The 14,858-nt window shown below is 51.5% G+C and carries 14 protein-coding genes; 13 read left to right on the forward strand and 1 reads right to left on the reverse strand.

What is annotated here, in order from left to right; translation table 11 throughout:
* Nucleotides 1-165: 165 nt before the first annotated feature.
* Nucleotides 166-960 (reverse strand): type I methionyl aminopeptidase, encoded by a 795-nt coding sequence (gene map, locus BG55_RS10565; RefSeq protein ID WP_034937282.1) that lies wholly within the window; start codon nt 958-960, stop codon nt 166-168.
* 319 nt (nt 961-1,279) lie between these two features.
* Between map and rpsB the strand changes: the two genes are divergently transcribed.
* The 13 genes from rpsB to lpxA all read left to right on the forward strand — a co-directional run bounded on the left by rpsB (nt 1,280) and on the right by lpxA (nt 14,858).
* Entirely contained in the window at nt 1,280-2,005 is a 726-nt protein-coding gene (rpsB, locus tag BG55_RS10570; RefSeq protein ID WP_034937284.1) for a 30S ribosomal protein S2, read from the forward strand.
* Between the two features lie 316 nt (nt 2,006-2,321).
* Nucleotides 2,322-3,173 (forward strand): translation elongation factor Ts, encoded by an 852-nt coding sequence (tsf, locus tag BG55_RS10575; protein WP_034937286.1) that lies wholly within the window; start codon nt 2,322-2,324, stop codon nt 3,171-3,173.
* A 151-nt stretch (nt 3,174-3,324) separates the two neighbouring features.
* Nucleotides 3,325-4,050, forward strand: a complete 726-nt coding sequence (gene pyrH / locus BG55_RS10580) for a UMP kinase (protein ID WP_034937288.1) — start codon at nt 3,325-3,327, stop codon at nt 4,048-4,050.
* Nucleotides 4,051-4,185: 135 nt separating this feature from the next.
* A complete protein-coding gene (gene frr / locus BG55_RS10585) occupies nt 4,186-4,743 on the forward strand; it encodes a ribosome recycling factor (RefSeq protein ID WP_034937424.1) in 558 nt (185 codons plus the stop codon).
* Nucleotides 4,744-4,877: 134 nt separating this feature from the next.
* Complete coding sequence (gene ispC, locus BG55_RS10590; RefSeq protein WP_034937291.1) at nt 4,878-6,080, forward strand: 1-deoxy-D-xylulose-5-phosphate reductoisomerase; 1,203 nt, start codon at nt 4,878-4,880, stop codon at nt 6,078-6,080.
* Between the two features lie 178 nt (nt 6,081-6,258).
* On the forward strand, nt 6,259-7,014 hold the full coding sequence (ispU, locus tag BG55_RS10595) for a (2E,6E)-farnesyl-diphosphate-specific ditrans,polycis-undecaprenyl-diphosphate synthase (RefSeq protein WP_034937293.1): 756 nt from the start codon (nt 6,259-6,261) through the stop codon (nt 7,012-7,014).
* A gap of 18 nt (nt 7,015-7,032) precedes the next feature.
* On the forward strand, nt 7,033-7,890 hold the full coding sequence (cdsA, locus tag BG55_RS10600; protein ID WP_034937295.1) for a phosphatidate cytidylyltransferase: 858 nt from the start codon (nt 7,033-7,035) through the stop codon (nt 7,888-7,890).
* Nucleotides 7,891-7,899: 9 nt separating this feature from the next.
* Complete coding sequence (rseP, locus tag BG55_RS10605) at nt 7,900-9,249, forward strand: sigma E protease regulator RseP (protein ID WP_034937298.1); 1,350 nt, start codon at nt 7,900-7,902, stop codon at nt 9,247-9,249.
* Nucleotides 9,250-9,304: 55 nt separating this feature from the next.
* Nucleotides 9,305-11,707 (forward strand): outer membrane protein assembly factor BamA, encoded by a 2,403-nt coding sequence (gene bamA / locus BG55_RS10610; RefSeq protein ID WP_034937301.1) that lies wholly within the window; start codon nt 9,305-9,307, stop codon nt 11,705-11,707.
* 161 nt (nt 11,708-11,868) lie between these two features.
* Nucleotides 11,869-12,366: a molecular chaperone Skp gene (skp, locus tag BG55_RS10615; protein WP_034937304.1), complete on the forward strand. Its 498-nt coding sequence runs from the start codon at nt 11,869-11,871 to the stop codon at nt 12,364-12,366.
* Nucleotides 12,367-12,369: 3 nt separating this feature from the next.
* A complete protein-coding gene (lpxD, locus tag BG55_RS10620; RefSeq protein ID WP_034937307.1) occupies nt 12,370-13,392 on the forward strand; it encodes a UDP-3-O-(3-hydroxymyristoyl)glucosamine N-acyltransferase in 1,023 nt (340 codons plus the stop codon).
* A 218-nt stretch (nt 13,393-13,610) separates the two neighbouring features.
* Entirely contained in the window at nt 13,611-14,066 is a 456-nt protein-coding gene (fabZ, locus tag BG55_RS10625; RefSeq protein WP_034937310.1) for a 3-hydroxyacyl-ACP dehydratase FabZ, read from the forward strand.
* A 3-nt stretch (nt 14,067-14,069) separates the two neighbouring features.
* Nucleotides 14,070-14,858 carry an acyl-ACP--UDP-N-acetylglucosamine O-acyltransferase gene (gene lpxA / locus BG55_RS10630; RefSeq protein ID WP_034937312.1) on the forward strand — a complete coding sequence of 263 codons (789 nt, stop codon included), beginning with the start codon at nt 14,070-14,072 and terminating at the stop codon, nt 14,856-14,858.

Consider the following 14,858-nt stretch of genomic DNA (forward strand, 5'->3'; position numbering starts at 1 on the left):
ACAGGACAATAGCGCCAGAATGCGGTCGAGATCAAAAAAATTGGGCGGACAGGGGACAGTAAGAAAGGGAGGGTGTTGTGAAATCAGGGGCGGTAGCGAGTGGAGAACTGAAATGAATACAGGAACGGGCACCTGCGCAGCACGTTCCTGTAGGGAGCACGAATATTACATTGAATGTGTCAGGATAGCCGGAATGGTATCATCTTTACGTAATGTCATGATTTCACATCCATTTTCCGTCACCACAATGGTGTGTTCATACTGTGCCGACAGGCTGCGGTCTTTGGTTTTCACCGTCCAACCATCTTTCATACTGCGAATACGATAATCTCCGGCATTGACCATCGGCTCAATGGTAAAAGCCATCCCGGCCTGCAATACCACACCGCCATCGTCTGCATCGTAATGCAGTACCTGAGGCTCTTCATGGAATCCTTTGCCAATGCCATGCCCGCAGTATTCACGTACGACAGAGAAATCCTGAGCCTCAACAAATTTTTGGATCTCACGACCAAGGCTGCGCAAGCGAATGCCTGGTCTGACCATTCGCAGTGCCAGATAGAGGCTCTCCTGGGTAACACGACACAGACGTTCGCCCTGGATAGTGGCTTTACCGACCAGATACATTTTAGACGTATCACCGTGGTATTCATCTTTGATGACGGTCACATCAATATTGACAATATCGCCATCTTTCAGGATTTTGTCGTCGCTGGGAATGCCGTGGCACACCACCTCGTTAACCGAAATACAGACTGATTTCGGGAAGCCGTGGTAACCCAGGCTTGCCGAAATCGCCTTCTGAGTATTCACGATGTAATCATGACACAGGCGATCCAGTTCACCCGTGCTGACGCCGGGTTTCACGTGATCTTCGATCATTTCCAGCACTTCGGCAGCCAGACGGCCCGCGACGCGCATTTTCTGTATTTCTTCAGGAGTTTTGATTGTAATTGCCATTCAACTTAGTCCGCAGCTGCTGATATTTTCAGCAATAATAAAGGAAGTGCTGCAATGTTAGCAGCCCACTTTGCCGCTGCCAATTATCCTTTATTGCGCTGGTCGCGTGGTGAACAAAAATTGGCGTCGTATGGCGCTTTGTGATATAAAGCGCGCCGACGATTCTCTGTGCAGATAGTTTCACAGGGGAGCGCATAATTCTCCCGTGTATATAACACACATGTATCGACACATACGCCGGGGTGCCTTGAACGTAGTGAGAGGTCGGTTGTATGGGATACATGGAGGCTTAACCCCAAATCATTCTATAGAGGTAATCATGGCAACTGTTTCCATGCGCGACATGCTCAAGGCCGGTGTACACTTCGGTCACCAGACCCGTTACTGGAACCCGAAAATGAAGCCATTCATCTTCGGCGCACGTAACAAAGTTCACATCATCAACCTTGAGCAAACTGTACCAATGTTCAACGACGCTCTGGCTGAACTGAACAAAATCGCATCCCGTAAAGGTAAAATTCTGTTCGTTGGTACTAAGCGCGCTGCAAGCGAAGCGGTAAAAGAGCATGCTCTGAGCTGCGATCAGTTCTTCGTTAACCATCGCTGGTTGGGCGGTATGCTGACCAACTGGAAAACCGTTCGTCAGTCCATCAAGCGTCTGAAAGATCTGGAAACTCAGTCTCAGGACGGCACCTTCGATAAGCTGACTAAAAAAGAAGCGCTGATGCGTGATCGTGAGCTGGCCAAGCTGGAAAACAGCCTGGGTGGTATCAAAGACATGGGCGGCCTGCCTGACGCACTGTTTGTTATCGATGCCGATCACGAACATATCGCGATCAAAGAAGCTAACAACCTGGGTATCCCGGTTTTCGCCGTTGTCGATACTAACTCTGATCCAGACGGTGTTGATTTCATTATCCCTGGTAATGACGATGCAATCCGTGCAGTAACCCTGTACCTGGCCGCAGTAGCGACCACCGTGCGTGAAGGTCGCTCTCAGGACCTGGCTCAGCAGGCAGAAGAAAGCTTCGCTGAAGCTGAGTAATAAGGACTGCTCCCCAGAGAGCCCTTATACCCGTCATCCTTGAAGCTGTAGCTGCGTTGTCTGCGTGCACTTACCCCGGTCACTTATTCAATAAGCTCCCGGGGGTTTATGCACTTGCCGCCTTACTACAGCGTCAATGATTCAGGGTAAGAACAGATTTAAAATCTGTAAGGGGCCGGCATGGCCCCTTTATTTTTTCGACTTTGCTTTGCCGTTAACGATCATCGGCGAGGCAGAATGTTTCTCCCGAGACCAGGCATCTGTCGCGCCGTCTGAAGAGGCCGTGGGCAGATGCGAGCTAACCGAGGATTAGAGAATGGCTGATATTACTGCTGCTCTGGTAAAAGAGCTGCGCGAGCGTACCGGCGCTGGCATGATGGATTGTAAAAAAGCGCTGACTGAAGCGAACGGCGACATCGAGCTGGCAATTGAAAACATGCGTAAGTCCGGCGCAATCAAAGCTGCCAAGAAAGCGGGCAACGTGGCTGCTGATGGCGTGATCAAAACTAAAATCGAAGGCAACTACGGTGTGATTCTGGAAGTAAACTGCCAGACTGACTTCGTTGCTAAAGATGGTGGTTTCCAGGCTTTCGCTGACAAAGTGCTGAACGCTGCGGTTGCTGGCAAGATTACCGATGTTGAAGTACTGAAAGCGCAGTTCGAAGAAGAGCGTGTGGCGCTGGTGGCCAAAATTGGTGAGAACATCAATATCCGTCGCGTTTCTTCTCTGGAAGGCGATGTGCTGGGCAGCTACCTGCACGGCGCGCGCATCGGTGTGCTGATTTCTGCGAAAAACGCGGATGAAGAGCTGGTTAAGCAGATCGCCATGCACGTTGCGGCCAGCAAACCAGAATTCGTTAAGCCAGAAGATGTTTCTGCTGATGTGGTTGAGAAAGAGTACCAGGTTCAGCTGGACATCGCTATGCAGTCTGGTAAGCCAAAAGAGATCGCAGAGAAAATGGTTGAAGGCCGCATGAAGAAATTCACCGGCGAAGTTTCCCTGACGGGCCAGCCTTTCGTTATCGACCCATCTAAAACAGTTGGTCAGGTTCTGAAAGAGAAGAGTGCTGACGTTGTTAACTTCATCCGTTTCGAAGTTGGCGAAGGTATCGAAAAAGCTGAAACCGATTTCGCTGCTGAAGTCGCAGCGATGTCTAAACAGTCTTAATTGCCTGAAAAGAACCGCCAACCGGCGGTTCTTTTTTGCCCGTTTTCGCGGCGCTTTTCAGTCTCATCCCAATAGCATTTCTTTGATGTTATTGGGATGATTGACAAGAATTAACTCCTCACTCCGATAAATATCTTCCAGGAAAAAGACCATGGCGACCAATGCAAAACCTGTTTATCAACGTATCCTGCTGAAACTGAGTGGCGAAGCCCTGCAAGGTGCTGAAGGCTTTGGTATTGATGCCAGCGTGCTGGATCGTATGGCTCAGGAAGTGAAAGAGCTGGTGGAACTGGGTATTCAGGTAGGTGTGGTCATTGGCGGCGGAAATCTGTTCCGTGGCGCGGGGCTGGCGCAGGCCGGTATGAATCGCGTAGTCGGCGACCATATGGGGATGCTGGCAACGGTGATGAATGGTCTGGCGATGCGTGATGCGCTGCATCGTGCCTATGTTAATGCCCGTCTGATGTCTGCTATTCCGCTGAATGGCGTATGCGACAACTACAGTTGGGCGGAGGCTATCAGCCTGCTGCGCAATAACCGCGTAGTGATCTTCTCAGCCGGAACGGGTAACCCCTTTTTCACCACCGATTCAGCGGCCTGCCTGCGCGGCATTGAGATTGAAGCGGATGTGGTGCTGAAAGCCACCAAAGTAGATGGTGTTTATTCTGCCGATCCGGTTAAAAATCCTGAGGCAACGCTGTTTGAGCGTATCAGCTATGCTGACGTGCTGGAAAAAGAACTGAAAGTGATGGACCTGGCTGCCTTTACGCTTGCCCGTGACCACAAGCTGCCAATTCGCGTATTCAATATGAACAAGCCAGGCGCTCTGCGTCGGGTGGTAATGGGTGAAAAAGAAGGTACCCTGATTACGCAATAATATCAGTCAGCGGATAAAATAAGGTATATTCTGCTTTCGGGGTGCCTTGCGCACTACAGAATCATAACGATCACTATGTTGCAGCAGGCTTTCGTTGAAAGCCTGGCAGGTCAACCAGAATTCAAGGGTTTCAACGTGATTAACGAAATCAAAAAAGATGCAGAAACGCGCATGGATAAATGCGTGGAAGCATTCAAAAACAACATCAGCAAAATTCGCACCGGTCGTGCGTCACCAAGTATTCTTGACGGTATCATGGTCGAGTACTACGGTGCAGCCACCCCGCTGCGCCAGCTGGCCAGCGTAACGGTAGAAGACTCGCGCACGCTGAAGGTAAACGTTTTTGATCGCTCCATCAGTGCTGCTGTTGAAAAGGCGATCATGACCTCCGATCTGGGTCTGAATCCCAGCTCTGCCGGTAGCGATATTCGCGTCCCATTGCCTGCACTGACGGAAGAGCGTCGTAAGGATTTGATCAAAATCGTGCGTGGTGAAGCAGAGCAGGGCCGTGTATCGGTGCGTAACGTGCGTCGTGACGCCAACGATAAAGTTAAGGCACTGCTGAAAGACAAAGAAATTAGCGAAGATGAAGAGCGCCGTTCTCAGGACGATATTCAGAAGATGACCGATATCTGCATTAAAAAGGTGGATGCGGCACTGGCTGAAAAAGAAGCAGAACTGATGGAATTCTGATTTTCTGTCAGCTGTGTTGAAACGCCGTACAGATTGCCGTTCTTGCGCGGGCCAGTCTTACGGCGTTTTGCATTTGTTTGCCTGGCTGTCCAACTGGTCAGATCGTTTTATGCGTCACCACACAGAGCAATTTCATGAAGCAATTAACCATCCTCGGCTCTACCGGATCAATTGGCACCAGTACGCTGTCGGTAATTGGGGCAAATCCGCATCTGTTTGCCGTTAAGGCACTGGTGGCAGGCCACAACGTTGAGCTGATGGCAGAGCAATGTTTAGCTTTCAGGCCAGCCTGGGCTGCTATGGCGGATGAGCGTGCTGCCAGCGCCCTGCGAACGCGGCTGAAGAGCCTGAATGTGGCAACAGAAGTCCTGAGTGGTGAACAGGCAGCCTGTGACCTGGCTGCGCTGGATGACGTGGATCAGGTGATGGCGGCAATTGTCGGCGCGGCGGGGTTAATGCCTACGCTTGCGGCCATCCGTGCCGGAAAACAGGTCCTTCTGGCCAACAAAGAGTCGCTGGTCACCTGCGGACGGCTTTTTATGCAGGCGGTAAGCAGCTCAAAAGCCCAACTGCTGCCGGTTGACAGTGAACACAACGCTATTTTTCAGAGTTTGCCTGCTTCCCTCCAGCAGCAGTTAGGATACGCTTCTCTTGAGGATAACGGCATAGACAGCATTATCCTTACAGGGTCAGGTGGGCCTTTTCGTGACGCACAACTGAGCGATCTGGTGCATATGACACCGGATCAGGCTTGTGCCCATCCGAACTGGTCAATGGGTCGTAAAATTTCTGTCGACTCGGCCACCATGATGAATAAAGGGCTGGAATACATTGAAGCCCGCTGGCTGTTTAATGCAACAGATGCGCAAATGGAAGTCATTTTGCATCCTCAGTCGGTCATCCATTCAATGGTCCGTTATCGTGATGGCAGTGTGCTGGCACAGCTCGGTTCACCTGATATGCGTACACCCATTGCGCATGTGATGGCCTGGCCGCAGCGTGTGGATTCCGGTGCAAAACCGCTGGATTTTGCCCGGATGGGCGCGATGACCTTTGCCGAGCCAGATTATGCGCGCTATCCCTGTCTGAAACTGGCAATCGATGCCTGCAAGGCCGGGCAGGCGGCGACCACCGCGTTAAATGCAGCTAATGAAGTGGCTGTTGCGGCATTTCTGGCTAACCGGATACGCTTTACAGACATTGCTGCTGTTAATGCCGCCGTTATGGAAGGGTTGAACTGTGCAGAGCCAGAAAGCGTTGAAGCCGTGCTGGAGATTGATCGTCAGGCGCGTGAAGCTGCAATGATGCGTCTTTCTCTTTCCAGCCTGAAGTGCTGATGCAGCCTGCCGCCATTTGTGACCTCGTGGCGGAGATGGTATAGTCACCGCCCGCTGAATGAGAATGCTGTTGTATTAAGCGGTATCGCTGGCCGTGTGAATCACGGCTTTTTTGCGTAGAGCGGGTAGATATTTCAGAAACCGTCGTATTTCTGATTAAAGGAAATAATTACGCGTTATGTCGTCCGAAAATCAATTAAAAGCCGATGACCTCCCTGGGGAGGATTATCCCCGCCATGTGGCCATCATTATGGATGGCAATGGTCGTTGGGCTAAAAACCAGGGAAAACTGCGCATTACTGGCCACAAAGCTGGCGTAAAATCGGTTCGTCGTGCAATCAGTTTTGCTGTCAGCAATAAACTGGAAGCGCTGACTCTCTATGCGTTCAGTAGTGAAAACTGGAATCGTCCGCCACAGGAAGTCATGGCGCTGATGGAGCTTTTTGCCTGGGCACTCGACAATGAAGTTAAAAGTCTGCACAAGCATAATGTCCGGTTGCGAATTATTGGCGATATCAGTCGCTTCAATGCCCGTTTGCAGGAACGCATTCGTCGTTCAGAGGAACTGACTCAACAAAATAATGGACTTACCCTGAACATTGCCGCGAATTATGGCGGACGTTGGGATATCATTCATGGCGTCAGAAAAATAGCTGAGCAAGTACAGGAAGGCCTGATTCGTCCGGAGCAGATTGAGGAGGAAACCCTTAATCAGCAGCTGTGTCTTAATGAACTGGTGCCGGTGGATCTGGTAATAAGGACGGGCGGGGAACATCGAATCAGTAATTTCTTGTTATGGCAGGTTGCCTACGCGGAGTTCTTTTTCACCGATATCCTCTGGCCTGATTTTGATGAACAAGTTTTTGAAGGTGCACTGAATGCGTTTGCACAACGAGAGCGCCGCTTTGGCGGTGCAGCACCCGGTAGCGTCTGAACGCACTGGGGGTAATCTTTGCTGAAGTCTCGCCTGATTACCGCATTTATACTCATTCCTGTTGTGATTGCAGCACTGTTTTTGCTGCCGCCTCCGGGTTTTGCAATCGTTGTTATGGCCGTCTGTATGCTTGCTGCCTGGGAATGGGGGCAGTTTGCTGGTCTGGCTTCACGTTCACAACGCATCTGGCTGGCAGTGCTCTGCGGATTACTACTGGCCTTCATGATGTTTACCCTTCCTGCTTACCATCATTCTGTTCATCAACCGCAGGTTGCCGGCTCACTCTGGGCCGCTTTGTGCTGGTGGATAATTGCGCTGTTACTGGTGCTGTTTTACCCTTCTTCCGCCCGGTGGTGGCGAGCTTCCCGGATACTACGGCTGGTCTTTGGCATTCTGACCATTGTGCCATTTTTCTGGAGCATGCTGACGCTGCGCCAGTACAACTATGAAGCGGACCATTTTGCCGGTGCCTGGTGGCTGTTATACGTCATGTTTCTGGTCTGGGGCGCTGATTCAGGCGCTTATCTCTTTGGTCGTTTGTTTGGCAGGCACAAGCTGGCGCCTAAAGTCTCTCCAGGTAAGACGTGGGAGGGATTCTTTGGCGGACTGGCGGCCTCTGCACTTATCGCCTGGCTGTTCAGCCTGTGGGCACCGTTGATGGTGCCGACCAGTACATTATTAGTCTGTTCAGTGGGCGCGGCACTGGCTTCGGTACTCGGCGACCTGAGTGAAAGTATGTTCAAGCGTGAGGCCGGAATCAAAGACAGCGGCAATCTTATTCCTGGTCACGGCGGTATCATGGATCGTATCGACAGCCTGACCGCCGCTGTACCGGTATTCTCCTGCCTGTTACTGCTGGTTTTCGGGATGCGATAAGGGACTGCTATGCTGAGCATACTCTGGAGCTTTGGCGCATTTATCGTCGCGCTGGGCGTACTGATCACCGTTCACGAATTCGGCCACTTCTGGGTGGCCCGCAGGTGTGGCGTTAAAGTTGAGCGCTTCTCAGTTGGATTCGGTAAAGCCTTGTGGCGGCGCCGTGACCAGCATGGAACAGAATATGTCATCGCGCTGATCCCGCTTGGCGGCTATGTCAAAATGCTGGATGAGCGGGTGGAAACCGTTGCGCCGGAACTGCGACATCAGGCTTTCAATAACAAAACCGTATCACAGCGCGCGGCAATCATTGCTGCCGGCCCTCTTGCTAATTTCATTTTCGCCGTTTTCGCCTGGTGGCTGGTTTTTATCATTGGTGTCCCTGGTATTCGTCCGGTTGTTGGCGAAATAGTGAGCGACTCGCCCGCAGCCGTGGCGCAAATTACTCCTGGTATGGAACTTAAGGCGATTGATGGTATCGAAACGCCTGACTGGGATGCTGTGCGTATGGCTCTGGTGTCGAAGATTGGCGACCAGCAAACTGTCCTCAGCGTGGTGCCTTTTGGGTCCAGCCAGCTCAGTGAAAAACGGGTCGATTTGCGTCACTGGCAATTTGACCCCGGTAAGCAGGACCCGGTTACTTCGCTTGGCATCCGTCCCCGGGGGCCACAGATTGAAACTGTGCTCGCGGAAGTGCAGGCCAAATCAGCGGCCAGCAAGGCGGGTTTGCAAGCAGGTGACAGGATCGTTAAAGTCGATGGTCAGCCTTTAGAAAGTTGGGCGCGTTTCGTTACCCTTGTCCGGGATAATCCCGGTAAAGCGCTGGCGATAGAGGTGGAACGACAGGGCAACCCGGTTGCGCTGACGCTCACGCCTGACGTGAAACCTGGCAGTAAGCCAGAAGGGTTTGCCGGCGTCGTCCCGCGTATTATTCCTTTGCCGGATGAATATAAAACGGTACGTCAGTATGGACCGTTTGCGGCAGTGGGCGAGGCGGGCGCCAAAACCTGGCAACTGATGAAGTTAACGGTAAACATGCTGGGCAAACTGATTACCGGTGAAGTGAAGTTAAACAATCTCAGTGGGCCGATTTCTATCGCCCAGGGTGCTGGGATGTCGGCGGAATATGGCTTGATTTACTACCTGATGTTCCTGGCTCTGATTAGCGTGAACCTCGGTATTATCAATCTGTTCCCCTTGCCGGTATTAGATGGTGGGCATTTGCTGTTCCTTGCGATCGAAAAGATCAAGGGTGGGCCGGTGTCTGAGCGAGTTCAGGACTTCAGTTATCGCATTGGCTCAATATTGCTGGTGTTGTTAATGGGGCTTGCACTATTCAATGATTTCTCGCGTCTTTAGTCTGCTTAATAGCAGCAACGGCGTGGGAACCAGTTAGGAAGAATGCATAACAACGATGGCGATGAAAAAGTTGCTCATAGCATCGCTGCTGTTTAGCAGCGCTACCGTATACGCGGCAGACGGCTTCGTGGTGAAGGATATTCATTTTGAAGGCCTGCAACGGGTCGCCGTCGGGGCGGCATTGCTCAGCATGCCTGTCCGCGTGGGAGATACCGTTTCTGATGACGATATCAGTAACACCATCCGTGCGCTGTTTGCGACCGGGAACTTCGAAGATGTTCAGGTGTTGCGCGATGGCAACACGCTGATCGTTCAGGTTAAGGAGCGTCCAACTATTGCCAGCATTACTTTCTCCGGTAATAAAGCGGTGAAAGATGACATGCTTAAGCAGAACCTTGAGGCATCAGGCGTTCGCGTGGGTGAAGCCCTTGACCGGACTACCATCACCTCAATCGAAAAGGGGCTGGAAGACTTTTACTACAGCGTGGGTAAATACAGTGCCAGCGTTAAGGCGGTGGTTACGCCGCTGCCGCGTAACCGTGTTGACCTGAAGCTGGTATTTACCGAAGGCGTCTCTGCCAAAATTCAGCAGATCAACGTGGTGGGTAACAAAGCCTTCAGCTCTGACGAACTGATCTCCCGTTTCCAGCTGCGAGATGAAGTGCCCTGGTGGAATGTGGTGGGCGATCGCAAATATCAGAAGCAAAAACTGGCGGGCGATCTTGAAACCCTGCGCAGCTTCTATCTTGATCGTGGTTATGCCCGCTTTAACATCGATTCTACTCAGGTCAGCCTGACGCCGGACAAGAAGGGGATTTATATCACCATCAACATTACTGAAGGCGATCAATACAAGCTTTCTGGCGTGGTGGTGAATGGCAGCATGGCAGGGCACTCTGCGGAAGTGGAAAGCCTGACCAAAGTGAAGCCAGGCGAACTCTACAATGGTGCTAAAGTCACCAAAATGGAAGATGACATCAAGAAGATGTTTGGTCGCTATGGCTATGCCTACCCGCGTGTGATGACGCAGCCAGAAATCAACGATGCGGATAAAACCGTTAAGCTGCACGTTAATGTGGATGCCGGAAATCGCTATTACGTGCGCAAGGTGCGTTTCGAAGGTAATGACACCTCAAAAGATTCCGTACTGCGTCGCGAAATGCGCCAGATGGAAGGCGCGTGGTTGGGTAGCGATCTGGTCGAACAGGGTAAAGAGCGCCTGAACCGTACCGGCTACTTTGAAACGGTCGAAACGGACACCCAGCGTGTGCCGGGTTCACCGGATCAGGTCGATGTGGTCTATAAGGTGAAGGAGCGCAACACCGGCACCTTTAACTTCGGCGTCGGTTACGGTACAGAAAGCGGCGTCAGTTTCCAGGTCGGCGTTACCCAGGATAACTGGCTGGGTACCGGAAATACCGTAGGAATCAGTGGTACCAAGAATGACTACCAGACCTATGCTGAATTCTCACTGACCGATCCGTACTTTACGGTGGATGGCGTCAGTCTGGGCGGTCGTGTTTTCTATAACGACTTTAAAGCTGACGACGCTGACCTGTCTGACTATACCAATAAAAGTTATGGTCTGGATGGCACGCTTGGCTTCCCGGTTAATGAGAATAACACCCTGCGCGTGGGGCTGGGTTACGTTCATAACGACCTCTCCAACATGCAGCCACAGATTGCGATGTTCCGCTATCTGCGCTCCGTAGGTCAGAATCCGGACCTCTCCGGTCGTGCGGAATATTCTGCCGATGACTTCACGTTTAACTATGGCTGGACCTACAACAATCTTGACCGGGGCTTCTTCCCAACCTCAGGTAACCGCACCAATCTGAACGGAAAAGTGACGATTCCAGGCTCAGATAACGCCTTCTACAAGGCGACGCTGGATACGCAACAATATATGCCGTTAAACCAGGACCGGACCTGGGTGCTGTTGGGCCGGGGTAAAGTGGGTTACGGTGCAGGTTTAAGTGGTAAAGAATTGCCGTTCTATGAGAACTTTTATGCCGGTGGTTCCAGTACCGTACGTGGATTCCGCTCGAATACCATCGGTCCGAAAGCGGCTTACTACAATAATGGTTCCAGCACCTGTTCAACGGGTACCTATTGCGATTCCAGTGATGCAGTGGGCGGCAATGCCATGGCAACAGCCAGCGCTGAGTTGATTACCCCAACGCCATTCCTGAGTGAGAAATACGCCAACTCAGTGCGCACCTCGCTGTTTGTTGATGCGGGTACAGTGTGGGATACCAACTGGGAAAACACTGCCGAAACCCGTGCTGCGGGTATTCCGGATTACAGCGATCCAGGTAATATCCGTATGTCGGCAGGTCTGGCGTTACAGTGGATGTCTCCACTGGGACCGTTAGTGTTCTCATACGCCCAGCCGTTTAAAAAGTATGATGGAGATAAAGCCGAGCAGTTCCAGTTTAACATTGGTAAAACCTGGTAAGCCGGTTCAGCAAGGAAGCTGAGAGAAAGAAGCGTGATCTTCTTTCTCATCACTTACGGCCTTAATCCGTAAGTCTCGCGCCGTTCACTGGCAGCTTCAGGCTGCCTTAACGCGCAACACCTGTGTTAAAGACACAAACGTTGATGGTAAGGAGTTTTATAGTGAAAAAGTTGTTGTGTGCCGCAGGCCTTTCTCTTGCTCTGGCAGTTTCCGCCGGTGCTCAGGCTGCTGATAAAATTGCAGTGGTGAACGTTTCCAGCATTTTCCAACAGTTACCAGCGCGTGCGACCGTTGCGAAACAGCTTGAAAATGAGTTTAAAGGCCGTGCAACTGAATTGCAGGGAATGGAGCGCGATCTGCAAACCAAAATGCAGAAATTACAGCGTGACGGCTCGACCATGAAGGCCAGCGAGCGCAGCCGTATGGAAAAAGATCTGATGGCTCAGCGTGAAACCTTCCAGACTAAAGCGCAGGCTTTTGAGCAGGATAATCGCCGTCGTCAGGCTGAAGAGCGTAACAAAATCCTGAGCCGTATTCAGGATGCCGTTCAGAAAGTGGCTGATGATGAAGGTTATGACGTGGTTATCGATGCTAACGCCGTAGCTTACGCAGGTAAATCCAAAGACATCACTGCTGATGTACTGAAACAGGTTAAATAATTGATGCCTTCAATTCGACTGGCTGATTTAGCCCAGCAGTTGGATGCAGAATTGCACGGAGATGGCGATCTGGTCATCTCCGGCATTGCTTCTGTGCAATCCGCCCAGGCAGGACAAATCACCTTTCTCTCTAACAGCCGCCATCGTGAACAGCTTGCAGATTGCAAGGCGTCAGCCGTTGTGCTGACGGAAGCGGACCGCGACTGTTTCCAGGGTGCCGTACTGGTGGTGAATAATCCTTATCTGACCTATGCCCGCATGGCTCAGATCCTCGACAGTACTCCGCAACCGGCCAGCGATATCGCGCCCAGCGCAGTCATTGATCCCAGCGCCACGCTTGGAAAAAATGTCTCTGTAGGGGCCAATGCTGTCATCGAGTCTGATGTGACACTGGGTGACAACGTCGTGATTGGCGCAGGCTGCTTTGTCGGTAAAAAGGCCTGCATCGGCAGCGGTAGTCGCCTTTGGGCTAATGTTACCGTTTATCATGAAGTGCGGATTGGTGAGCGTTGTCTGATCCAGTCCGGCACGGTAATCGGTGCCGATGGATTTGGCTATGCTAATGACCGTGGTAACTGGGTGAAAATTCCACAGTTGGGCACGGTAGTGATTGGCGACGGTGTGGAAATCGGTGCCTGTACCACAATCGATCGCGGTGCGCTGGATAACACTCACATTGGCAATGGTGTTATCATCGATAACCAGTGCCAGATTGCGCACAACGTGGTGATTGGTGACAATACGGCGGTTGCTGGCGGTGTCATCATGGCAGGCAGCCTGAAAATCGGGCGGTACTGTATGATTGGCGGTGCAAGCGTAATTAACGGTCACATGGAGATTTGTGACAAAGTTACCGTCACCGGAATGGGAATGGTGATGCGACCAATTACCGAACCTGGGGTATACTCTTCCGGGATTCCGCTGCAAGCCAACAAAACCTGGCGCAAAACGGCCGCGCTGGTAATGAACATTGATGAAATGAGCAAGCGCTTAAAGAACATCGAGCGCAAAGTCGGCAAAGACTGATCTTGCGTCAGTTACCAGCCTGAAAACCCGCTTTCATAATTACAATGTTAAGCATGTGACAATATAACAATTATTGTTAACAGCGTTCCCTGTATCGGTGGGGACAAACTGCATGGAAGTTTGCGCACGGAAACTGATTTGCGGCCTGCGAAGAGTCCTGGGACCTTTGCAGGCCGTGTTATTGATGCCATCAGAATTTTTAGGACAGGAAGAGTATTTTGACTACTGAAACTCATACTCTGAAAATTGAAGAGATTATTGAATTATTGCCGCACCGCTATCCGTTTCTGCTGGTTGATCGTGTGCTGGAGTTTGAAGAGCATAAATTTCTGCGCGCAGTGAAAAACGTATCGGTAAATGAACCGTTTTTCCAGGGGCACTTCCCCGGCAAACCGATTTTTCCAGGCGTGTTGATCTTAGAAGCTATGGCGCAGGCAACCGGTATTCTGGCGTTTAAAAGCGTTGGCAAACTGGAGCCGGGAGAGCTGTACTACTTTGCCGGAATTGATGAGGCTCGCTTTAAACGCCCGGTGGTGCCTGGCGACCAGATGATCATGGAAGTAACCTTTGAGAAAACACGGCGTGGCCTGACCCGCTTTAAAGGTGTGGCAACCGTTGACGGTAAAATTGTCTGCGAAGCAACAATGATGTGTGCCCGCAGCCGGGAGACATAATCTGTGATTGATGAATCTGCTGTTATTCACGCAAGTTCCGTGATTGAAGAGGGTGCCATCATTGGCGCCCACGTTCAGATTGGTCCTTTTTGTTTCATTGGCGCAAACGTTGAGATTGGTGAAGGCACTGTGCTGAAATCTCACGTGGTCATCAATGGGCATACGCGGATTGGTAAAGAAAATACCATTTACCAGTTTGCCACCATTGGCGAAGCGAACCAGGACTTGAAATATGCCGGTGAACCGACGCGGGTTGAAGTTGGCGATCGCAACAGCATTCGTGAGAGTGTTACCATTCACCGTGGTACGGCACAGGCGGACGGGATCACCAGAGTCGGCAGTGATAACCTGCTGATGGTGAATGCACACGTTGCCCACGACTGTGTGATTGGCGATCACTGCATTCTTGCCAACAACGCGACGCTGGCCGGACACGTAACCGTGGATGATTTCGCCATCATTGGTGGCATGACAGCCATTCATCAGTTCTGCACCATTGGTGCGCACGTCATGGTGGGCGGTTGTTCCGGCGTCGCTCAGGATGTGCCGCCTTATGTTATTGCTCAGGGCAACCATGCCACGCCGTTCGGCATTAATCTGATTGGGCTACAGCGTCGGGGCTTCAGCAAACCTGCTCTCCAGGCGATTCGTAATGCTTACAAGATACTTTATCGTAGCGGTAAAACGCTGGATGAAGCGAAGCCAGAAATTGCCGAAATTGCGCGTGAATACCCGGAAGTACAGCCTTTCTACGATTTCTTTGCCCGCTCGACACGTGGCCTGATTCGCTAA

It is taken from the genome of Erwinia mallotivora (assembly GCF_000590885.1).
Taxonomy (GTDB): domain Bacteria; phylum Pseudomonadota; class Gammaproteobacteria; order Enterobacterales; family Enterobacteriaceae; genus Erwinia; species Erwinia mallotivora.